This is a genomic window from Stenotrophomonas sp. YJH_SMC_110 (assembly GCF_059369255.1).
The window spans coordinates 224,558-245,579 of sequence record NZ_JCAFSM010000007.1 but is presented as its reverse complement, the minus strand read 5'-3'; the positions used below and the strand labels follow the sequence as shown (position 1 = coordinate 245,579).

Annotated in this window: 20 protein-coding genes; 10 read left to right on the top strand and 10 right to left on the bottom strand. The window is 67.2% G+C overall.

The window, feature by feature from the left end:
• Positions 1 to 65 precede the first annotated feature (65 nt).
• The 5 genes from ispH to murJ all read right to left on the bottom strand — a co-directional run bounded on the left by ispH (position 66) and on the right by murJ (position 7,023).
• On the bottom strand, positions 66 to 1,016 hold the full coding sequence (ispH, locus tag AC5P6H_RS14790) for a 4-hydroxy-3-methylbut-2-enyl diphosphate reductase (RefSeq protein ID WP_005408565.1): 951 nt from the start codon (positions 1,014 to 1,016) through the stop codon (positions 66 to 68).
• Between the two features lie 27 nt (positions 1,017 to 1,043).
• Complete coding sequence (gene lspA, locus AC5P6H_RS14785) at positions 1,044 to 1,568, bottom strand: signal peptidase II (RefSeq protein WP_495202810.1); 525 nt, start codon at positions 1,566 to 1,568, stop codon at positions 1,044 to 1,046.
• Positions 1,568 to 4,399, bottom strand: coding sequence for an isoleucine--tRNA ligase (gene ileS / locus AC5P6H_RS14780; protein ID WP_495202809.1), 2,832 nt, complete (start codon positions 4,397 to 4,399; stop codon positions 1,568 to 1,570). The genes lspA and ileS overlap by 1 nt, the downstream gene beginning before the upstream one ends.
• On the bottom strand, positions 4,396 to 5,343 hold the full coding sequence (locus AC5P6H_RS14775) for a bifunctional riboflavin kinase/FAD synthetase (protein WP_014646375.1): 948 nt from the start codon (positions 5,341 to 5,343) through the stop codon (positions 4,396 to 4,398). The genes ileS and AC5P6H_RS14775 overlap by 4 nt, the downstream gene beginning before the upstream one ends.
• Before the next feature lie 75 nt (positions 5,344 to 5,418).
• A complete protein-coding gene (murJ, locus tag AC5P6H_RS14770) occupies positions 5,419 to 7,023 on the bottom strand; it encodes a murein biosynthesis integral membrane protein MurJ (RefSeq protein WP_014646374.1) in 1,605 nt (534 codons plus the stop codon).
• A 117-nt stretch (positions 7,024 to 7,140) separates the two neighbouring features.
• Between murJ and rpsT the strand changes: the two genes are divergently transcribed.
• The gene (gene rpsT, locus AC5P6H_RS14765; protein ID WP_005408560.1) at positions 7,141 to 7,410 is read left to right on the top strand and encodes a 30S ribosomal protein S20; all 270 of its coding nucleotides are present in this window, start codon (positions 7,141 to 7,143) and stop codon (positions 7,408 to 7,410) included.
• 166 nt (positions 7,411 to 7,576) lie between these two features.
• Here the strand turns inward: rpsT and cgtA are convergent, their stop codons facing one another.
• From cgtA to rplU, 3 genes are all read right to left on the bottom strand, one after another.
• Complete coding sequence (cgtA, locus tag AC5P6H_RS14760; RefSeq protein ID WP_014646373.1) at positions 7,577 to 8,629, bottom strand: Obg family GTPase CgtA; 1,053 nt, start codon at positions 8,627 to 8,629, stop codon at positions 7,577 to 7,579.
• Positions 8,630 to 8,822: 193 nt separating this feature from the next.
• A complete protein-coding gene (rpmA, locus tag AC5P6H_RS14755; RefSeq protein WP_005408558.1) occupies positions 8,823 to 9,086 on the bottom strand; it encodes a 50S ribosomal protein L27 in 264 nt (87 codons plus the stop codon).
• 18 nt (positions 9,087 to 9,104) lie between these two features.
• Complete coding sequence (gene rplU, locus AC5P6H_RS14750) at positions 9,105 to 9,413, bottom strand: 50S ribosomal protein L21 (protein WP_005408557.1); 309 nt, start codon at positions 9,411 to 9,413, stop codon at positions 9,105 to 9,107.
• A gap of 318 nt (positions 9,414 to 9,731) precedes the next feature.
• Between rplU and uvrA the strand changes: the two genes are divergently transcribed.
• From uvrA to AC5P6H_RS14735, 3 genes are all read left to right on the top strand, one after another.
• On the top strand, positions 9,732 to 12,725 hold the full coding sequence (uvrA, locus tag AC5P6H_RS14745; protein WP_049441204.1) for an excinuclease ABC subunit UvrA: 2,994 nt from the start codon (positions 9,732 to 9,734) through the stop codon (positions 12,723 to 12,725).
• Positions 12,725 to 13,132, top strand: coding sequence for an acyl-CoA thioesterase (locus tag AC5P6H_RS14740; RefSeq protein WP_032956469.1), 408 nt, complete (start codon positions 12,725 to 12,727; stop codon positions 13,130 to 13,132). The genes uvrA and AC5P6H_RS14740 overlap by 1 nt, the downstream gene beginning before the upstream one ends.
• Before the next feature lie 97 nt (positions 13,133 to 13,229).
• A complete protein-coding gene (locus tag AC5P6H_RS14735; protein WP_014646370.1) occupies positions 13,230 to 13,955 on the top strand; it encodes a hypothetical protein in 726 nt (241 codons plus the stop codon).
• 72 nt (positions 13,956 to 14,027) lie between these two features.
• Here the strand turns inward: AC5P6H_RS14735 and AC5P6H_RS14730 are convergent, their stop codons facing one another.
• Entirely contained in the window at positions 14,028 to 14,474 is a 447-nt protein-coding gene (locus AC5P6H_RS14730; RefSeq protein ID WP_041863160.1) for a copper chaperone PCu(A)C, read from the bottom strand.
• A 34-nt stretch (positions 14,475 to 14,508) separates the two neighbouring features.
• On the opposite strand from AC5P6H_RS14730, the gene AC5P6H_RS14725 reads away from it, so the two are divergent.
• The 4 genes from AC5P6H_RS14725 to AC5P6H_RS14710 all read left to right on the top strand — a co-directional run bounded on the left by AC5P6H_RS14725 (position 14,509) and on the right by AC5P6H_RS14710 (position 18,202).
• Positions 14,509 to 15,285 (top strand): enoyl-CoA hydratase/isomerase family protein, encoded by a 777-nt coding sequence (locus AC5P6H_RS14725; protein ID WP_014646368.1) that lies wholly within the window; start codon positions 14,509 to 14,511, stop codon positions 15,283 to 15,285.
• Positions 15,286 to 15,372: 87 nt separating this feature from the next.
• Complete coding sequence (tesB, locus tag AC5P6H_RS14720; protein WP_005408551.1) at positions 15,373 to 16,293, top strand: acyl-CoA thioesterase II; 921 nt, start codon at positions 15,373 to 15,375, stop codon at positions 16,291 to 16,293.
• Between the two features lie 4 nt (positions 16,294 to 16,297).
• On the top strand, positions 16,298 to 16,807 hold the full coding sequence (locus AC5P6H_RS14715; protein ID WP_053494920.1) for a pathogenicity-like protein: 510 nt from the start codon (positions 16,298 to 16,300) through the stop codon (positions 16,805 to 16,807).
• 177 nt (positions 16,808 to 16,984) lie between these two features.
• On the top strand, positions 16,985 to 18,202 hold the full coding sequence (locus tag AC5P6H_RS14710; protein ID WP_495202808.1) for an RNA polymerase sigma factor: 1,218 nt from the start codon (positions 16,985 to 16,987) through the stop codon (positions 18,200 to 18,202).
• A 51-nt stretch (positions 18,203 to 18,253) separates the two neighbouring features.
• Here the strand turns inward: AC5P6H_RS14710 and AC5P6H_RS14705 are convergent, their stop codons facing one another.
• Complete coding sequence (locus AC5P6H_RS14705; RefSeq protein WP_014646365.1) at positions 18,254 to 18,814, bottom strand: EF-hand domain-containing protein; 561 nt, start codon at positions 18,812 to 18,814, stop codon at positions 18,254 to 18,256.
• A 156-nt stretch (positions 18,815 to 18,970) separates the two neighbouring features.
• Between AC5P6H_RS14705 and AC5P6H_RS14700 the strand changes: the two genes are divergently transcribed.
• Positions 18,971 to 19,726 (top strand): arginyltransferase, encoded by a 756-nt coding sequence (locus AC5P6H_RS14700; protein WP_046429513.1) that lies wholly within the window; start codon positions 18,971 to 18,973, stop codon positions 19,724 to 19,726.
• 38 nt (positions 19,727 to 19,764) lie between these two features.
• Positions 19,765 to 20,979, top strand: coding sequence for an endonuclease/exonuclease/phosphatase family protein (locus tag AC5P6H_RS14695; RefSeq protein ID WP_495202807.1), 1,215 nt, complete (start codon positions 19,765 to 19,767; stop codon positions 20,977 to 20,979).
• Positions 20,980 to 21,022 lie beyond the last annotated feature (43 nt).

Sequence of the window (21,022 nt, the reverse complement as noted above, 5' to 3'; positions counted from 1 at the left end):
ATCAGTTTCGGTTCGCACCCACACCGGGTAGTGGCGGGCCGTTCCCTGCAGACGTCCTTCCGCGCTCAGTCGACCAGGCGCAGGCGCAGTTCCTTCGGCAGCGCGAACACCATCGATTCCGGTTCGCCGTCCAGCTCGCCCACGCCGGTGGCGCCCAGCTCGGCCAGGCGCGCCAGCACGCCATCGACCAGCACCTGCGGCGCCGAGGCGCCGGCGGTCACGCCGATGTGCTGCTTGCCTGCCACCCATGCCGGGTCGATCTCGTGCGCACCATCGATCAGATACGACTCCACGCCTTCACGGCGGGCCAGCTCGCTCAGACGGTTGGAGTTGGAGCTGTTCGGCGAACCGACCACCAGCACCAGGTCGCAGCGCTTGGCCAGGTCGCGCACAGCATCCTGGCGGTTCTGCGTGGCGTAGCAGATGTCGTCGTTCTTCGGGCCCTGCATCGCAGGGAACCGCTCGCGCAGCGCATCGATGATGCCGCGCGTGTCATCCACCGACAGCGTGGTCTGGGTGGTGTAGGCGAAGTTTTCCGGCTGGTTGATCTGCAGCGTCGCGACCTGCTCGACATCCTCGACCAGGTAGATCTGGCCGGTCCCGGCTTCGCGGTTCCACTGGCCCATGGTGCCCTCCACTTCCGGGTGACCGGCGTGGCCGATCAGCACCACGTCACGGCCGGCACGGCAGTGGCGCGCGACCTCGAAGTGGACCTTGGTCACCAGCGGGCAGGTGGCGTCGAACACCTTCAGGCCACGGCGCTCGGCTTCCTGGCGCACGGCCTGGGACACGCCATGCGCGCTGAAGATCACGGTGTTGTTGTCCGGAACCTCGTCGAGCTCTTCGACGAAGATCGCGCCGCGCTGCTTCAGGTCGTCGACCACGAAGCGGTTGTGCACCACTTCATGGCGGACATAGATGGGCGCGCCCAGCGTTTCGATCGCGCGCTTGACGATCTCGATCGCACGATCGACACCGGCACAGAAACCACGCGGGTTGGCGAGCAGCACATCCATCAGTTCAGTCTCCCGGCGGCAGCCGGCTTACGGTTTCGGGTTGGCATTATCCGCCTTTTTGGCGGACTTGCCGTCGAACAGGCCAAACAGCGCGATGCCGATGGCACCCACCACGATGGCCGAGTCGGCGATGTTGAACGAGGGCCAGGTGTAGCCGCCCACGTACCACTGGATGAAGTCGACCACGTGGCCGTGCACCTGGCGGTCGATCACGTTGCCGATGGCGCCGCCGATGATCAGCGCATACGGCACCGCGGCCTTCCAGTTGCCGCGGGCGGTGCCGCGCAGCCACCACGCCATCAGCCCGCTGATGGCGATCGCCAGCGCGGTGAAGAAGTACTTCTGCCAGCCACCGGCGTCGCTCAGGAAACTGAATGCCGCGCCGGTGTTGTAGGTGCGGTACCAGTTCCAGAAGCCGTCGATGACCACCACCGGCTGGAACTCCGGCAGGCTGGACAGCACCCAGGCCTTGGACCACTGGTCCAGGCCGATGATGGCCACCGACAGCAGCAGCCAGACCAGGGCGTTCGGATGCGGACGGGGCGCGGCCATCAGAACCAGCTCCGCACTTCGCCGGCGCCGGTCACGTTGCTCACGCAACGGCCGCACAGCTCGGGATGGTCGGCGTTGCTGCCGACGTCGGCGCGGTGGTGCCAGCAGCGCACGCACTTGGCCTTGGTGGTCGGCTGGGCGCTGACGAACACCTCGTCGGTGGTCGCCGGGCGCACCTGCACGTCGCCACTGATGAACAGGAAACGCAGTTCATCGGCCAGCGGCTGCCAGCGCGCGGCCTGTTCTTCGCTGGCGGCGATGGTGATCTCCGCTTCCAGCGCCGCACCGATCGCACCGTTGGCGCGCATCGGCTCGAGCACCTTGGCCACCTGCTCGCGCACGGCCAGCAGCTGGTCGAAGTCGGCGGCATTGAGCTGGGAATTGGCCGGCAACGGCGCCAGGCCGTCATACCAGGTGGTGAACAGCACGTGGCCGGCGCGTTCGCCCGGCAGGTAGCCCCACAGCTCGTCGGCGGTGAAGGTCAGGATCGGCGCCACCCAGCGGGTGAATGCTTCGGCGATGTGGTACATCGCGCTCTGGGCCGAACGGCGACCGTGCGAATCGGTCGGCATGGTGTACAGCCGGTCCTTGGTCACGTCCAGGTACAGCGAGCCCAGGTCCACGCTGCAGAAGTTCAGCAGCAGCTGCACGATCTCGGCCATGTTGTAGCCGTCGTAGGCCGCCTTGATCTTCTCCTGCAGCTCCCACGCGCGATGCACGATCCAGCGGTCCAGCGCGACCATCTGCTCGAGCGGCTGCAGGTGCAGCGCCGGGTCGAAACCGTCCAGGTTGCCGAGCAGGAAGCGCGCGGTGTTGCGCAGGCGGCGGTAGGCGTCGGCGTTGCGCTTGAGGATCTCCTGCGACAGCGACATCTCGTTGCTGTAGTCGGCCGAGGCGATCCACAGGCGCAGGATGTCCGCGCCCAGCTTGTTCATGATGTCCTGCGGCTCGATACCGTTGCCCAGCGACTTGGACATCTTGCGGCCGTGCTCGTCCACGGTGAAGCCGTGGGTCAGGCACTGCTTGTACGGGGCGCGCTTGTCGATCGCCACGCCGGTCAGCAGCGAGGACTGGAACCAGCCGCGGTGCTGGTCGGACCCTTCCAGGTACAGGTCGGCCGGCTTGCCGAAGCCACGCGCGGCGAGAACGCCTTCATGGGTCACGCCCGAATCGAACCAGACGTCGAGGATGTCGGTGACTTTCTCGTAGTCGGCCGCGTCGGCACCGAGCAGTTCGGCGGCGTCCAGCGAATACCACACGTCGATGCCCTCGGCTTCGACGCGGTCGGCGACCTGCTGCATCAGCTCCACCGAACGCGGATGGATCTCGCCGGTCTGGCGGTGGGTGAACAGTGCGATCGGCACGCCCCAGGTGCGCTGGCGCGAGATGGTCCAGTCCGGGCGACCGTCGACCATGCTCTGGATGCGCGCCTTGCCCCAGGTCGGGAACCAGCCGACGGTGTCGATGGCGGCCAGCGCATCGTTGCGCAGGTTGGCCTTGTCCATCGAGATGAACCACTGCGGGGTGGCGCGGAACACCACCGGCGTCTTGTGGCGCCAGCAGTGCGGGTAGCTGTGGCGGATCGGATGGAACGCCAGCAGCGAACCGTTGTCGCGCAGCACGCCGACGATGGCCTCCTGCGCCTTCCACAGGTGCTGGCCCGCCAGCACCACGTCACCGGCCGGCGGGGTCGATTCCAGGTACACGCCGCGGCCGTCGATCGGAGTGACCTGGCCAGCGTTGTACTTGTCCAGCAGGCCGTACTTCTGGCTGACCACGAAGTCTTCCTGGCCGTGGCCGGGGGCGGTGTGCACCGCACCGGTACCGTCCTCGTCGGAGACGTGGTCGCCATTGAGCACCAGGATCTCGCGCTCCGGGTAGAACGGATGCGCCAGCAGCTGGTTTTCCAGCGCAGCGCCGGTGGTTTCACCATGCAGCACCACTTCGTCCACGCCATAGCGCTGCAGCGCGCGCTCGGCCAGGGCCGCGGCCAGCACCAGCCAGCGGCGCTTGCCGTTGTGGGCCGGGCCTTCGGCCAGCACATAGTTGATCTCCGCGCCCAGCGACACCGCCAGCGAGGCCGGCAGCGTCCACGGCGTGGTGGTCCAGATCGGTACGGCCACTTCGACGTCGACCGGCACGCTCACGCCGAACGCCTGGCCGATGGCCTGCGCATCGCGTGCAGCGTAGGCGACGTCGATCGCCGGCGATTCCTTTTCCTGGTACTCGATCTCGGCCTCGGCCAGCGCCGAGCCACAGTCGAAGCACCAGTACACCGGCTTGGCGCCGCGGACCAGGTGGCCGTTGGCCACGACCTTGGCCAGCGCGCGGATCTCGTTGGCTTCGAAATCGAAGCTCAGGGTCTTGTACGGGTTGTCCCAGTCACCGGTCACGCCCAGGCGCTTGAAGTCCACGCGCTGGATGTTGATCTGCTCTTCGGCGAACTCGCGGCACTTCTGGCGGAATTCGACGGCGTCAAGCTTGGTGCCGACCTTGCCCCACTTCTTCTCGACCGCGATCTCGATCGGCAGGCCATGGCAGTCCCAGCCCGGCACGTAGGGCGCATCGAAGCCGGCCAGGTAGCGCGACTTGACGATGATGTCCTTCAGGATCTTGTTGACCGCGTGGCCCAGGTGGATGCGGCCGTTGGCGTATGGCGGGCCGTCATGCAGCACGAACAGCGGGCGGCCGGCGGCGTTGTCGCGCAGCTGCTGGTAGAGCCCCTGCTCTTCCCACCGCGCCAGAATGCCCGGCTCGCGCTTGGGCAGGTCGCCGCGCATCGGGAATTCGGTGGCTGGCAGGTTCAGGGTGGTCTTGTAGTCCTGGCTCACGCAGTGGCTCGCAATCTATGTTCGGAAAGGATGGCGCGCGCCTGTTCGGCGTCGCGGTGCATCTGGTCGGTCAGCGCCGCCAGATCATTGAATTTCTCTTCGTCGCGCAGCTTGGCGACGAACTCCACGTCGATGTGGCGGCCGTACAGGTCGCCCTGGAAATCGAACAGGTGGGCTTCCAGCAGCGGCTCCACGCCCTCCACCGTCGGCCGCGTACCGAAGCTGGACACCGAAGGCCAGGGCTGGTCGAACACGCCGTGCACCCAGGTCGCGTAGATGCCCGACAGTGCCGGGGTCTTCGGGAAGCGCAGGTTGGCGGTGGGGAAGCCCAGCGTACGGCCGAGCTGGCGCCCGCGCACCACCCGCCCGCTGATCGCGTAGGGGCGGCCGAGCAGGTCGTTGGCGCGGGCGAAATCGCCCTCCTGCAGCAGCTGGCGGATGCGGGTGCTGGAGATGCGCTCGCCATGCAGGTCCACCGCTTCGATCTCGCCCGCGGTGAAGCCGAGTTCGGCGCCCATCTCCTGCAGCAGTGCCAGATCACCGCGGCGGCGGTTGCCGAAGCAGAACTCGGGCCCGATCCACACTTCGCGGGCGCCCAGCCGGTGCACCAGCAACCGGCGCACGAAGGTCTCGGCCGGCATCGCCGCCATCGCCGCGTCGAAACGCAGCAGGCCGATCGCATCGACGCCGAGCTCGCGCAGGATCTCGACCTTGCTGCGCGCCAGGGTCAGCCGCGGCGGCGGCGTGCCCTGGGCGAAGAATTCACGCGGCAGCGGCTCGAATGCCACGGCCACTGCCGCCACGCCCAAGGCGCGCGCGCGGGCAACCGCGTGGCGGACCAGCGCACGATGGCCCAGGTGGAGGCCGTCGAATGCACCGATACAGACCACGCTTCCGTTGGGGAACAGCTCCCCGCCCTCGACGCTTCTGAACAGCCTGCTCATCAACTCTCGTTCCGGCCCGACCGGGGCCGCCGCTTCAATGGTGTAACCCTGAAGTATAGCCGCCACGGACCGCGATCAATGCCCGCGCAGGTCGCGCGGGCGGAAGCCCATCGCCAGCATGGCCACCACGTAGGTCGCGCCGCCGCCGCCGACCAGCAGCATCAGGCCACCGATACGGTGCCATTTGTCCATGCCGGTGAAGTCGGGGACCCAGTGCAGCAGGGCCAGCAGCACGCCGACCATGGCCACGCAGGCCACCCCCAGCCGCACCAGATAGCCGCCCCAGCCCGGCCGCCGCTGGTAGACGTCGGTCTTGCCCAGCCAGTACCAGAGCAGGCCCAGGTTCAGGTAACTGGACAGCGCACTGGCAATGCCCAGCGCCAGGTGCAGGCCCGGCTGCTTGCCGATCGCCGCCATCACGCCCTGCGCCTTCAGCGCGTCGGGCACCATCACCTGGTACAGCACGGCCAGCAGCGCGAAGTTGAACACCATGTTGGCCACCAGCGCGGCCACGCCGGCACGCACCGGGGTCTTGGTGTCCTGCCGCGCATAGAACGCCGGCAGCACCACTTTCAGCAGCGCGAACGCCGGCAGGCCGAAGCTCAGGCCGTATACCGACAGCGCGGTCATGCGGGTATCGAACGCGGTGAACTGGCGGTACTGGAACAGCGTGGCGATCAGCGGCTCGGCCAGCAGCACCAGGCCCAGCATCGCCGGCACCGAGATCAGCAGGGTCATGCGCAGGCCCCAGTCCAGCGAGCGCGAGAAGCCCTCGCGGTCGGTGCTGACATGGTGGCGGGCCAGCGCCGGCAGGATCACCGTGCCCAGCGCCACGCCGAACACGCCCAGCGGCAGCTCCAGGAAGCGATCGGCCAGCGACAGCCAGGACTGCGAGCCGTCGGTCAGCTTGGCCGCGATGAGGGTATCCAGCAGCAGGTTGATCTGCGCCACCGACGAACCGAACAGGGTCGGCACCATCAGCGTCAGCACCTTGCGCACGCCCGGATGGTTCCAGCCCCAGCGCGGCAGGGTCAGCAGGTTGATGCCCTTCAGCGAGGGCAGCTGGAACAGCAACTGCAGGAGACCGGCCGCCAGCACCGCCCAGCCCAGCGCCAGGATCTGCTTCTCCGGGGTGCCGCCCAGCCGCGGCGCCAGCCACAGCGCACCGGCGATCATGCACAGGTTGAGGATGACCGGGGTCAGCGCCGGCATCGCGAAGCGCTGGAAGCTGTTCAGCGCACCGCCGGCCAGCGCGGTCAGCGACACGAACAGCAGGAACGGGAAGGTCAGGCGGAACAGGTCGACCAGCAGGGTCTGCTTGACCGGGTCGGTATCAGCACCACTTGAGAATGCCACCGCCAGCTGCGGCGCGAAGATCAGCGCCAGGGCGGTGACCAGCATCAGCACCCCGCCCAAGGTGCCGGCGGTCCGGGACATCAGCTCACGCAGTTCGGCGTGGCTGCGGGTCTCCTTCACCTCGGTGAACACCGGCACGAAGGCGGTGGAGAAGGACCCCTCCGCGAACAACCGGCGCAGGAAATTGGGTATCCTGAAGGCAACCCAGAACGCATCGGTAACCGCATTGGTGCCGAACGTGGTAGTGATCACCTGATCCCGGACAAGTCCGAGAACCCGCGAGACCATGGTCATGCTGCTGAACGACAGCAGGCCCCGCAACATCTTCGGTGAACTCACTCAGCGTCCCTCTTGACAATCGACTTGACGTGCATTTCTCGGGCCATCATACTAGCTAGCTTGCTGTTCCCATAACACCGATTTTTTCAGGAAACCACCACCGTGGCCAATATCAAGTCCGCCAAGAAGCGCGCCAAGCAGACCGTCGTGCGCAACGCGCGCAACGTGGCTCAGCGCTCGATGCTGCGCACCGCTGTCAAGAAAGTGATCAAGGCGCTGGACGCCAACGATGCCGCCGGCGCCGAAGCCGCCTTCGCCGTTGCCCAGCCGATCCTGGATCGCTTCAGCGCGCGTGGCCTGATCCACAAGAACAAGGCTGCTCGCCACAAGAGCCGCCTGAACGACCGCATCAAGGCCCTCAAGGCCGCCTGATCCGGCGTTGCCGCCCTGCCCTTCGGGGTTGGGCAGCAGACAAAAGCCCGGCCCCGGCCGGGTTTTTTGTTGCCTGCGGTTTACCGGGATTGCCGGCCAGCGGCCGGCACTACCAAATGAAAAACCCGGCCGAAGCCGGGTTTTCCGCATGGAACCACAACGGCATTCACTGCGCGTTGCGGGCTTCCAGCTCGTCTTCCTTCTGGCGATCGAAGAAGGCCATGATCCGGCTCATGATCGGGAAGGTACCTTCGCGGCCCAGCGCGGAAACCAGGAACCACGGCTCCTTCCAGCCCAGCTCGGCGACGATCTGCTCGGCCGCGGCCTGCGCCTCGTCTTCGAACATCAGGTCAGCCTTGTTCAGCACCAGCCAGCGCGGCTTGTTCAGCAGCTCCGGATCGTGCTTCTCCAGCTCGCGTTCGATCGCACGCACCTGCTCCACCGGCGAAATGCCCTCCACGCCGCCTTCCATCGGCGAGATGTCCACCAGGTGCAGCAGCAGGCGGGTGCGCTGCAGGTGGCGCAGGAACTGCGCACCCAGGCCGGCGCCGTCCGCAGCGCCTTCGATCAGGCCCGGAATGTCGGCGATCACGAAGCTGCGGTGGTTCTCCACCTTCACCACGCCCAGGTTCGGGTACAGCGTGGTGAACGGGTAATCGGCCACCTTCGGCGTTGCCGCCGAAACGGCACGGATCAGGGTGCTCTTGCCGGCGTTGGGGAAGCCCAGCAGGCCGACATCGGCCAGCAGCTTCAGCTCCAGCTTCAGCGTGCGCTCTTCGCCCGGCTCGCCTGGCAGCGCCTGGCGCGGCGAGCGGTTGGTCGAGCTCTTGAAGTGCATGTTGCCCAGGCCACCGCGACCTCCCTTGGCCACCAGCAGGCGGTCGCCGTGCTGGGTCAGGTCGCCGATGACTTCATCGGTGGCAACGTTGATGACCACGGTGCCGACCGGCACGGTGATGGTCAGGTCTTCGCCGCCCTTGCCATAGGCCTGGCGGCCCATGCCGTTCTCGCCGCGCTGCGCCTTGAAGATACGCTCATGGCGGAAGTCGACCAGGGTGTTCAGGTTTTCGTCGGCGCGGATGTACACGCTGCCGCCCGCACCGCCGTCGCCGCCGTCCGGGCCGCCGAGCGGAATGAACTTCTCGCGACGGAAGCCAATGCAGCCGTTGCCGCCGTTGCCGGCGAACACTTCGATTTCTGCTTCGTCTACCAGTTTCATTGTTTCGATGCCTGCGATGGGCGCGACCTGCTGGCCGCCACCTTGAATGTCATGCCGGCCGCGGGCCGGCAACCCGGCCCAGCCGGTCTTGCTTCAACTCTAACGAAAAGCCCCGCCGAAGCGGGGCTCTCCATGCAGCGTGCTCTTCATCCAGCACGGCCATGCCGCGGCACGGGTGCCGGCGATGCCTGGATCAGGCGTCGGCCGAGACGATGCTGACGGTGCGACGCTTCTTGGCGCCCTTGACCGAGAACTCCACCTTGCCGTCCACGAGGGCGAACAGGGTGTGGTCACGGCCCAGGCCAACGCCGGTGCCCGGGTGGAACTGGGTGCCGCGCTGACGCACGATGATGTTGCCGGCTTCGATGGCCTGGCCGCCGAAGATCTTGACGCCCAGGTACTTCGGGTTGGAGTCGCGACCGTTGCGCGAGGAGCCTACGCCCTTTTTATGTGCCATGACTGCTTCTCCTGATGCTTAGCCGGCGATGCCGGTGATCTCGATTTCGGTGTAGTACTGACGGTGACCCTGACGCTTCATGTGGTGCTTGCGGCGACGGAACTTGATGATCCGGACCTTGTCAGCACGACCCTGGGACAGGACCTTGGCGGTGACGGCAGCGCCCTTCAGCGCATCGCCCAGCTTCACGCCGTCGCTGTCACCCAGCATCAGGATGTTGTCAAACTTGATCTCGCTGCCGACTTCGACTTCGAGCTTTTCAATGCGGAGCTTTTCGCCCTGCGCCACGCGGTATTGCTTACCGCCGGTGACCAGTACTGCGTACATGACCAGGCCTTCCTCTGTAGTTATTGTGGTCTGAGCTGCCGCCATCGAGGGCGGACAGGAGCGGAATTGTACGCAGATCAGCGGGCGCGGGTCAAGTCAACCCCCGAATGCCGCGGGAGGACGGCTCCGGAACGGGGTCAGATCCCTTTTCACCCCGTGAAAAGGGATCTGACCCCTGCCTGACGGCCTGTCTCACCAGATGAGACATCGGGCTGGCATTGTCGCCCATTGCCCCCATCTGGTCACCTCGGTAGGCTGACCGATTGCCGTTCCCTGCTGGCCCGGCACCCAGCCAACGCCCCCACAACCGGATCCCCCATGGCGATGGATTTCATCCGCATCCGCGGCGCGCGGACGCACAACCTGAAGAACCTCGACCTCGACCTGCCCCGCGACAAGCTGATCGTGATCACCGGCCTGTCCGGCTCGGGCAAGTCCTCGCTGGCGTTCGACACCATCTATGCAGAAGGCCAGCGCCGCTATGTCGAGTCGCTGTCGGCCTATGCGCGCCAGTTCCTGAGCGTGATGGAAAAGCCGGACCTGGACCACATCGAGGGCCTGTCCCCGGCGATCTCGATCGAGCAGAAGTCGACCTCGCACAACCCGCGTTCGACGGTCGGCACGATCACCGAGATCTACGACTACCTGCGCCTGCTGTACGCCCGCGTCGGCACCCCGCGCTGCCCGGACCACGGCTATCCGCTGGAGGCGCAGACGGTCAGCCAGATGGTCGACCAGGTGCTGACCCTGGACCCGGAACAGCGCTACATGCTGCTGGCCCCGGTCATCCGCGACCGCAAGGGCGAGCATGCCCAGGTGTTCGACCAGCTGCGCGCGCAGGGTTTCGTGCGCGTGCGCGTGGACGGCGAGCTGCATGAAATCGATGCGGTGCCGCCGCTGGCGCTGCGCCAGAAGCACACCATCGAGGCGGTGATCGACCGCTTCCGCCCGCGCGAGGACATCAAGCAGCGCCTGGCCGAGAGCTTCGAAACCGCGCTGAAGCTGGGCGACGGCATGGCCTCGGTGCAGAGCCTGGACAGTGCCGACGCTTCGCCGACGCTGTTCTCCTCCAAGTACTCCTGTCCGGTCTGCGATTACTCGCTGCCGGAGCTGGAACCGCGCCTGTTCTCGTTCAACGCACCGATGGGCGCCTGCCCCGGCTGCGACGGCCTGGGCATGGCCGAATTCTTCGATCCTTCGCGCGTGGTGGTGCATCCCGAGCTGTCGCTGGCCGCCGGCGCGGTGCGCGGCTGGGACCGTCGCAACGCCTATTACTTCCAGCTGATCGCCTCGCTGGCCAAGCACTACCGGTTCGACGTCGACGCGGCATGGAACTCGCTGCCGCAGAACGTGCAGCAGGCCGTGCTGTACGGCAGCGGCGATGAGGCGATCACCTTCACCTACTTCACCGAAGCCGGTGGCCGCACCCAGCGCAAGCACCGCTTCGAGGGCATCATTCCCAACCTCGAGCGCCGCTACAAGGAAACCGAATCGCCGGCGGTGCGCGAAGAGCTGTCCAAGTACATCAGCGAACAGCCGTGCCCGGAATGCCATGGCGCGCGCCTGAACAAAGCGGCACGCAACGTGTTCGTGGCCGACCGCCCGCTGCCGGAGTTGGTGGTGCTGCCGATCGACGAGGCGCTGAAATTCTTCAGCGAACTGAGCCTGCCGGGCTGGCGTGGCGAGATCGCCGCGAAGATCGTCAAGGAAATCGGTGAGCGCCTCGGCTTCCTGGTCGATGTGGGCCTGGATTACCTGACCCTGGAACGCAAGGCCGACACCCTGTCCGGTGGCGAGGCACAGCGCATCCGCCTGGCCAGCCAGATCGGCGCCGGCCTGGTCGGCGTGATGTACGTGCTCGACGAGCCGTCGATCGGCCTGCACCAGCGCGACAACGAGCGCCTGCTCGGCACCCTCACCCGCCTGCGCGACCTCGGCAACACGGTGATCGTGGTCGAGCATGACGAGGATGCGATCCGCCTGGCCGACTACGTGCTGGACATCGGCCCGGGCGCGGGCGTGCATGGCGGCGAGATCGTCGGCCAGGGCACCCTGCAGGACATCCTGGAGGCACCGCGCTCGCTGACCGGCCAGTACCTGTCGGGCAAGCGCGCGATCGAGATCCCCGCGCGCCGGCACAAGCCGAACCCGAAGATGACCCTGCACCTGCGCGGGGCCAGCGGCAACAACCTCAAGGGTGTGGACCTGGCGATTCCGTCGGGCCTGCTGACCTGCGTGACCGGTGTGTCCGGCTCCGGCAAGTCCACCCTGATCAACGACACCCTGTTCTCGCTGGCCGCCAACGAGATCAACGGTTCCTCGCACCCGATCGCCCCGTACAAGGAGATCGATGGCCTGGACCTGTTCGACAAGGTGGTGGACATCGACCAGTCACCGATCGGCCGCACCCCGCGTTCGAACCCGGCCACCTACACCGGCCTGTTCACCCCCCTGCGCGAACTGTTCGCACAGGTGCCCGAAGCGCGTGCGCGTGGCTATTCGCCGGGCCGTTTCAGCTTCAACGTGCGCGGTGGCCGCTGCGAAGCCTGCCAGGGCGACGGCCTGATCAAGGTGGAGATGCACTTCCTGCCGGACGTGTACGTGCCCTGCGACGTCTGCCATGGCAAGCGCTACAACCGCGAGACGCTCGAGATCCTGTACAAGGGCTTCAACATCAACGACGTGCTGGAAATGACCGTCGAGGATGCACTGAAGCTGTTCGAACCGGTGCCGTCGATCGCACGCAAGCTGGAAACCCTGGTCGACGTCGGCTTGAGCTACATCAAACTGGGCCAGAGCGCGACCACGCTGTCCGGTGGTGAAGCACAGCGCGTGAAGCTGTCCAAGGAACTGTCGCGCCGCGATACCGGCCGCACCCTGTACATCCTCGACGAACCGACCACCGGCCTGCACTTCCACGACATCGAAGCGCTGCTGGGCGTGCTGCACAAGCTGCGCGACGAAGGCAACACGGTGGTGGTGATCGAGCACAACCTGGACGTGATCAAGACCGCCGACTGGATCGTCGACCTGGGTCCGGAAGGCGGCCACCGCGGTGGCACCATCCTGGTCACCGGCACGCCGGAAGACGTGGCGGCCTGTCCGCAGTCGTATACCGGCCAGTTCCTGGCGCGCATGCTGCCGTCCACCAGCGCGCGCCCGGAACAGCCGGCCGCCGTGGCCAACAAGCCCGACGCCCGCCCGCCACGCAAGGTGAAGCCTGAGAAGCCGGCCAAGGTTGCCAAGAAGGCCGCGGCCGCCAAGAGCACCGGCAAGGCCAGCAAGAGCACATCGAAGAAGAAGGACGCCTGATGAGCAGCGAACACAAGATCCTGGCCCGCATCCCGATCAGCGTGCGCTGGCGTGACATGGACAGCATGGGCCACGTCAACAACGCCAAGTACATTTCCTACCTGGAAGAAGCGCGCGTGCGCTGGATGCTGGGCGTGGACGGCGTATCGATGACCGACCGCATCGCACCGGTGGTGGCCGCGACCAACGTCAATTACCGGCTGCCGATCGTGTGGCCCAACGACATACTGGTCGAGCTGTTCGTCGAGCGCCTGGGCAACAGCAGCGTGACCATCGGCCACCGCATCGTCGACCAGCAGGACGCGTCGAAGCTGTATTCCGACGGCAACGTGGTGGTGGTGTGGATGGATACGCAGACCGGCAAGAGCGCGCCGCTGCCGGAGGCGATCCGCAGCGCCTCCACTTGACGCGCCCTGGTAGGTGCCGACCTTGGTCGGCACGCTTTGGCTGCAATGAGGTTGCCGGCCAGCGGCCGGCACTACCGATCCCATTCAATGGACTGACATGATCCACCAGACTGAACTGCGCGACCTGCTGCCCGGCATGGTCCCCTTCCCCACCGACGTCTTTCCCGCCGACCAGGCCTGGCTCGGCCAGCACCTGCTGCCGCTGCTGAAGATTGACCTGGGCGTGCTGCGGCCGGAACTGGCCGGCCAGGTGGCGACGATGCTGTGCCCGATCGAGCCGTACGACGGCTGCATCGGCGAGACCACCGAAGAACACCACAACGATTTCACCGGCACCAACTGGATCGCCTTCGAACTGACCGCCGGCAACGAGATGCGCTTCCTCGGCAATGAGGGCTATTTCATCGGCGAGGCGGTGCAGGACAAGGATGCGCAGGAGCACATCGCGCAGATGCGCGACAGCTACGCCAAGGCCCGCGATTACCATGCCGCGCACGGCCGTCTCGCCTGCTACTCGCGCTACGGCAAGGGTGAGGCCAGCGAACGCGACTACCTGGATACGCTGGGCGGACCGATAGGCTTCGGCAACTGGACCGAGACCGCGGAGATTCCCGCGGCCTTCGAACTGGGCTTCACCGACGCTGCCGATGACCCAAACGCTGCGGACGATGCCGAAACGGTGATCATCACCCGCAACGGCAACAAGTTCTTCGCCGTGGCCGGCGTAGCCGGCTACAACTGGTGCGCCACCGGCGCCGATGCGATCGTGATGCTGTACGAGCCGGAAAGCCGCACCGTGCTGTTCTCGTACGACTGGTCGTAAGGCCCTGTGGTAGTGCCGGCCGCTGGCCGGCATTGCCCGTGCTGCCGGCCAGCGGCCGGCACGACCATCCCGCTACGGCGCAGCCTTGCGTACGGCCAGCGTCGCACTTGCTTCGCCGCCGCCTTCCAGCTGCAGCCGTAGCGGCACCGCCTGCCCCTCCTTCAGCGCGCCCTTGCCCTGCATCAGCATCAGGTGCAGGCCACCGGGCTTGAGCTCGGCACGTGCACCCGGCGCCAGCGGCAGGCGCTCGATCGCGCGCATCCGGCTGACCCCATCCGTGATCGTGGTTTCGTGCAGCGACACATCATTGAAGCTGCTGCTGGTCGCGCCGGTGATCACCACCGCCTTGCCGCAGCCGTTGTGGATGACGCCGTAGCCAGCGGTCATCGGCATTGCCGGATTCGGTGGCAACCGCGCCCAGCCCTGATCCACCGTGACGCAGCCCGATTCCGCCGCCGAGGCCGATGCTGCGGCCGCACACAGAAGCCACAGTACGCCAACGAATGGTTTGGTTATCATCGCCCAGGTTCCTTCTTCGCAACGAGACCGCAGCATGACGACGCTCATCGAGGTGATCAACCATGGCCCCATCCGCGAACTGCGCCTGGCGCGGCCGCCGGTCAACGCACTGGACACCGACCTGTGCCGGCAGTTGATCCATGCCATCGAGCTGGCCATGGCCGAAGACGCGCACGGCATCGTGCTGTCGGGCAGCGAGCGCATCTTCACCGGCGGCATGGACGTGCCGCACCTGCTCTCGCATGGCGATGACAAGCACAAGCTGCTGGACACCTGGAACGCCTTCTTTGGCGCCGTACGCACGCTGGCCGAGAGCCGCATCCCGGTGGTCGCGGCGATCACCGGCCACGCCCCGGCGGGCGGCTGCGTGCTGGCCCTGTGCTGCGACTACCGGGTGATGGCCCGCAGCGCCGATCCGTCGCGGCCATATGCCATCGGCCTGAACGAGGTGCAGGTGGGCCTGATCGCGCCGGAGGGCATCCAGCGACTGCTGCGCCGTGCGGTGGGCGTGCACCGCGCCGGCGTGCTGCTGACCACCGGTTCGCTGGTACCGGCCGAACAGGCGGTGCAGATCGGCCTGGTGGATGAGCTGGCAGAGGGGGACCTGGTGGTGGCACGCGCGATTGCCTGGCTGCAGGACCTGCTCAGGCAGCCGCGCCAGCCGATGCTGCTGACCCGCGCCATCGCCCGCGCCGACCTGCACGTGGCGCTGCAGCCGGACCTGATCCAGCTCGACCGCTTCGTCGAGGCCTGGTTCGCCCCGGACGCACAGAACGCCCTGCAGGCGCTGGTCGCACGGCTGGGCAAATAGCGGTTGCCCCGCCCGGGGTCAGATCCCTTTCGCCGGGCGAAAGGGATCTGACCCCTGACCGGTATAATCAGGCCCTCTTTCACTGCTGTGGCCGCCCCCTTGAACGACACGCCCGAACCCGTCGTCTCCGAGCTGATCGACCTGCTCACGCTGGAGCGGCTGGAGGACAACCTGTTCCGCGGGCAGAGCCGCGACATCGGCACCAAGTACGTGTTCGGCGGGCAGGTGCTGGGCCAGGCGCTGGCCGCGGCACAGGCCACGGTCGACAACGGCCGCCACGTGCACTCGCTGCACGCCTATTTCCTGCGCGCCGGCAACATCGACCACCCGATCGTCTACGACGTGGACCGTACCCGCGACGGCGGCAGCTTCTCGGTGCGCCGGGTCACCGCGATCCAGCACGGCAAGGTGATCTTCTTCTGCGCGGCATCGTTCCAGCAGGCCGAGACCGGCGCCGAGCACCAGCACAAGATGCCCGAAGTGCCGCAGCCGGAAGACATCGAACCGAACCGGCCGCTGCCGGCCGAAGTGCTGGAGCGGCTGCCGATCAAGGTGCAGCGCTGGCTGTCGCGCGGCGGCCCGTTCGAATTCCGCCACGTCTACCCGCGCGACGAACTGAACCCGCCCAAGCGCCCGCCCTACCACCAGGTGTGGCTGCGCCTGAGCGAGCCGGTCGGCGATGCTCCGGAACTGCACCAGGCCCTGCTGGCCTATGCCTCGGACTTCCACCTGCTGGGCACGGCGACGTTCCCGCACGGCATCAGCTACTACCACCCGCACGTGCAGATGGCCTCGCTCGACCACGCGATCTGGTTCCACCGCCCGTTCCGTGCCGACGACTGGCTGCTGTACTCGCTGGACAGCCCCAGCGCGCAGGATTCGCGCGGCCTGGCCCGCGGCCAGTTCTTCACCCGCAATGGTGTGCTGGTGGCCAGCACCGCGCAGGAGGGCCTGATCCGCGTGGTTCCCGACCAGGCTGCCGCGGCCGCCGTGCCGGCCAAGGAGTAAACCCATGCGCCAGATCTTCAGCAGCCAGCGCGTGGAAACCGTCGAAGGCGTGGCCGAGCTCCTGCGCGGGCATGGCATCGACGTCAAGGTGACCAACGGGCGCTCGTACAAGACCCGTCGCCGCGGCCAGTTCAGCTATACCGACCTCGGCAACGCCAACGCCTACCCGGCGGTATGGATCGTGCGCGCCGACGACCAGCCGCGTGCACGCGAGATCCTGCGTGAGGCGCGCCTGCTCGACACCACCCGCCGCGACCATCCGACCGCCGAGTTCGCCTTCCGCGACACGCCGGAACAGGGCAGCGGCGGCCGCAGCTGGGCCTGGCGCATCCGCATCGCCCTGCTGGTGGTGATCGCCGGCGTGGCGCTGGTGATCGGCCTGCGCCATCGCGGTGCCCCGGCCCCGGCAGCACCGGCCCCTGCCCCGCAGGCCCAGCCGCAGCAGGCGCAACCGGCCCCGCAGGCCGCACCGGAAGAGGAAGAAGTCCGGGTCCGCATCCAGCCATCGAAGTAACTCACGGGTCGTACCCGCCGCTGGCCGGCAACTGCAAAAAGGGGACGGAGGGGATTAAGTCGTTTGTGGCACAAACGACTTAATCCCCTCCGTCCCTTTTTTGTCAGCACAGAAAGTCGGTCACATTGGGCGCGCGGCTCCGTCATGGGACACAATCCCAGCAGGAGAGCCGCCGCCATGACGACGTTCGCCGCATCGATCGACCAGACCCTGGAACGCGAACTGCCCGCCGCCGCCAGCGGTTGCCAGCATGCCTACGGCCGTATCGTGCTGGCCTGCCAGAACACGGTCACCGCCATCGCCCTGGCCATCACCCGCGACCGCCAGGCCAGCGAGGACATCGCCCAGGAGGCCTTCGTGAAGGGCTGGCAGCAGCTGCACCAGCTGCGCAGCGCGACCAGCTTCCTGCCCTGGCTGCGGCAGATCACCCGCAACCTGGCCCGCGACTGGCTGCGTGCGCAACGCGGCCGGCCGCTGACCGGCGAGGCCGCGGAGGTGGCGATGGGCATGGCCGCCGACCCGGCCCCAGGTGCGGCTGACCGCCTGCAGCGGGTGGAGGAAGAGATCGCCGCCGAGGACATCATCTCCACCCTGCCCGCCGACAGCCGCGAAGTGCTGTTGCTGTACTACCGCGAGGGACAGCGCTCGCAACAGGTCGCCGACCTGCTCGGGCTCAGCGATGCAGCCGTGCGCAAGCGCCTGTCGCGTGCACGTGCCCTGGTGCGCGAAGGCCTGCTGCAGCGCTTCGGTGAATTCGCCCGCAGCAGCGCGCCGAGCGCTGCATTCGCCACCGCCGTGGTGTCGATGGTGCTGGTGGCCGCGCCCGGCACCGCCAGTGCAGCGGTGCTGCTCGGCACCGGCGTCGGCATCGGCGGCAGCAAGCTCGGCCTCGGCGGCGCCAGCGTTGCCGGTGGAACCGCGATGGGCTCGTTGACCGCCACCCTGGGCCAGCTGCATGTGTTGCCAGCCGAAAGCTGGGGGGCGGTCATTGGTGGCGTTGCCGGTGGCGCGATCGGCAGCTATCTCGGCGGGCGCTTCCTGATGTCGTACACCGAAACTGCGGCAGAGCGGGCCGATGTGCGCCGCTTCCTCTACCTCAACATCACCACCGGCATGTTCTGGTGCCTGGCGATCCTGCTGGCTGTGGTGCTGCAGGCACCGGTCTGGACGCAGCTGACGGTGCTGGCGGTCGGGTTGGGCGTGGTCAACTACCAGTGCCTGGTGACGCTGCAGCGGGTGATGGCGCCGATGATCGCGCGCGATTCGGCGCGGCGCGGGCGAACCGGCATCAACTGGAAGTTCGAATCGATGTACGGCCGCACCGCCATCATCGCCATGAACCTGATGGTCATTGCGCTTGTGGCGTACTCGCTGATGCGCAGCGGCCGCTTGTAACGGACAACGCCGGCAGTGCCGCCGGCGTTGTCGTCATCACTGCATTGACCCTCAGCGCTGCGGCTTCGGTGCGCCGCCGTCGCGCGGACCGCCATGGCGCGGGCCTCCATGCATCGGGCCCTTGGCCGCATCAAACTCGGCCTTGCTCAGCTGGCCGTCCTTGTTGGTGTCGGCGGCGGCGAACCAGGCATCACGATGCTGCTTCATGCGCAGCTCGCGGTCGGCCTTGTCCAGGTAGCCGTCCTTGTTCAGATCAAGCTGGTCGAAGCGCGCGGCCAGGCGCGGATCGGCCTTGGCTTCCTCGCGGCTGATGCGGCCATCCTTGTTGACGTCCAGCGCGGCCCAGCGCTCACCGCCGTGGCCACGACGGCCATGCTGCCAGCGCGGCAGCTCGTCGCGCGAGAGCTTGCCGTCCTTGTTCTTGTCCAGCTCGTCGAACTTCGCGGCCAGGCGCGGGTTGGCGGCCGCCTCGCTGCGGTCGATCACGCCGTCACCGTTGGTGTCCAGCTTGGCCGGGCGCGGTGCCGGCGTGGCCGGGGTGTCGGCCGCCAGCGCGATACCGGATGCGGAGGTGCCAAGCAGCAGGGCCAGCAGCAGGGGGGTACGGATCATGAGGTCACTCCTGGGGATGGGAACAGCGTCGGGGTGATCACTTCACCCTCGGGGGACAACAACGCCCGGGCGCGACGTCGGTTGACGCTACTGCCGATTCCATTCATCCGGCGGACAGTCGCCGCCACTGCGACAACCTGGGGCTATGCTGTGCCCATGGCGATACATGGCGACAGAGACGACGAACTGCGACTTTTCCAGACCGGCGAGCACCCCTGCGGGTACTGGTCGGACCGGGTGGCACGCGACCTGGTGCTGGACCCGAACGACCGCCGCCTCGGCGCGCTCTATCCACTGGCACTGAGCTGGGGCTTCCGCCGCAGCGGCGACCTGGTCTACCGGCCGCATTGCGCGCACTGCCAGGCCTGCGTGGCGGTGCGCATCCCGGTGGCCCGCTTCGCCCCGGACCGCAGCCAGCGCCGCTGTGCCACCCGCAATGACGACCTGGAGGTGCGGATCACCGCCGCCACCGCCCGCGATGACCTGTTCGCGCTGTACCACCGCTACCTCACCCACCGCCATGCCAACGGCGGCATGGACGACCACGGCCCGCACGAGTTCGAGCAGTTCCTGATCGGCAGCTGGTCGCACACCCGCTTCATGGAGATGCGCCTGCCCGGCCACGACGGCCAGCCCAGCCAGCTGCTGGGGGTAGCGGTGACCGACGTCACCGAGCACGGCCTGTCGGCGGTCTACACCTTCTTCGACCCGGACCACCCCGCGCGCGGGCTGGGCACCTTCGCGATCCTGCAGCAGATCGAGTGGGCACGCCGAGAGGGGCTGCCGCACGTGTATCTGGGCTACTGGATCCGCGGCCACCAGAAGATGGACTACAAGCGCCGCTTCCATCCGCTGGAAGCCTACGATGGCCGCCGCTGGCACGATTTCGACAAGGATCTGGACGGGCGCTGACAAACCGCTGACACCGGGCCGGGTGCACAATACGGCCCATGAACATGACCCGCCGCCATCCCCTGATCCTCGCCCTGGCCCTGCTCTGCGGCGCCACCGCCCCTGCCTTCGCCACGTCCCCTGCGATGACCGAAAAGCCGTCCGCTGCGCTGCGCCTGGCCACCTACAACACCTCGCTGTACTCCGATGACGCCGGTGGCCTGATCAAGGAGCTGGAAGGCGACAGCGAACACGCGCGCAAGATCGCCGCAGTGCTGCAGCAGGTGCGCCCGGACCTGGTGCTGCTGAACGAATTCGACTTCGACGACGCCCATCGCGCCGCCGACCTGTTCCAGAAGCGCTACCTGGAGGTCGCCCAGCCCGGTGGCGGCAAGCCGCTGCACTTCGCCTACCGCTATCTGGCACCGGTCAACACCGGCGTGCCCAGCGGCCTGGACCTGGACAACAACGGCGTGGTCGGTGGCAAAGGCCGCAGCCGCGGCAACGATGCCTGGGGCTACGGCCTGCACCCGGGCCAGTACGGCATGCTGGTGCTGTCGCGCTACCCGATCGACGAAGCCAGGGTGCGCAGCTTCCAGCTGCTGAAGTGGAGCGCGATGCCGGGCGCGATCCGACCGGTCGATCCACGTACCGGCCAGAGCTTCTACAACGACCATGTGTGGTCGCAGCTGCGCCTGTCGTCGAAGTCGCATTGGGACGTGCCGGTGAAGACCCCGGCCGGCGTGGTGCACGCGCTGGTGTCGCACCCGACCCCGCCGGTGTTCGACGGCCCGGAAAAGCGCAACGCGGCGCGCAACCATGACGAACTGCGCCTGTGGCAGGAATACCTGTCCAAGGGTGACAAGCCATGGCTGTGCGACGACAAGGGTCAGTGCGGCGGCCTGGCCCAGGACGCGCGCTTCGTGATCCTCGGCGACCTCAACAACGACCCGGTGGATGGCGATGGCCGCCATGAGGCGATCGTCGAACTGATCGAGAACGCCCGCGTGCTGCGCTACCCCACCCCGCACAGCGTCGGTGGCGAGCAGACCAGCCTGGCCTATGCGGCCAAGGGCATCGAGCGCAAGGGCGCACCGTTCCATGCCACCGGCGATTTCGGCCCGAAGTCCGGCACCATGCGCCTGGACTACGTACTGCCCTCGACCGGTTTCGAATATGTCGGCAGCGGTATCTTCTGGCCGGCCAATGAAAGCCCGGAAGCGAAGATCGCCGACGGCAGCGACCACCACCTGGTGTGGGTGGACGTGCGGTAGAGTCGACGGCCCTGAAAAGGGGACGGAGGGGATTAAGTCGTTT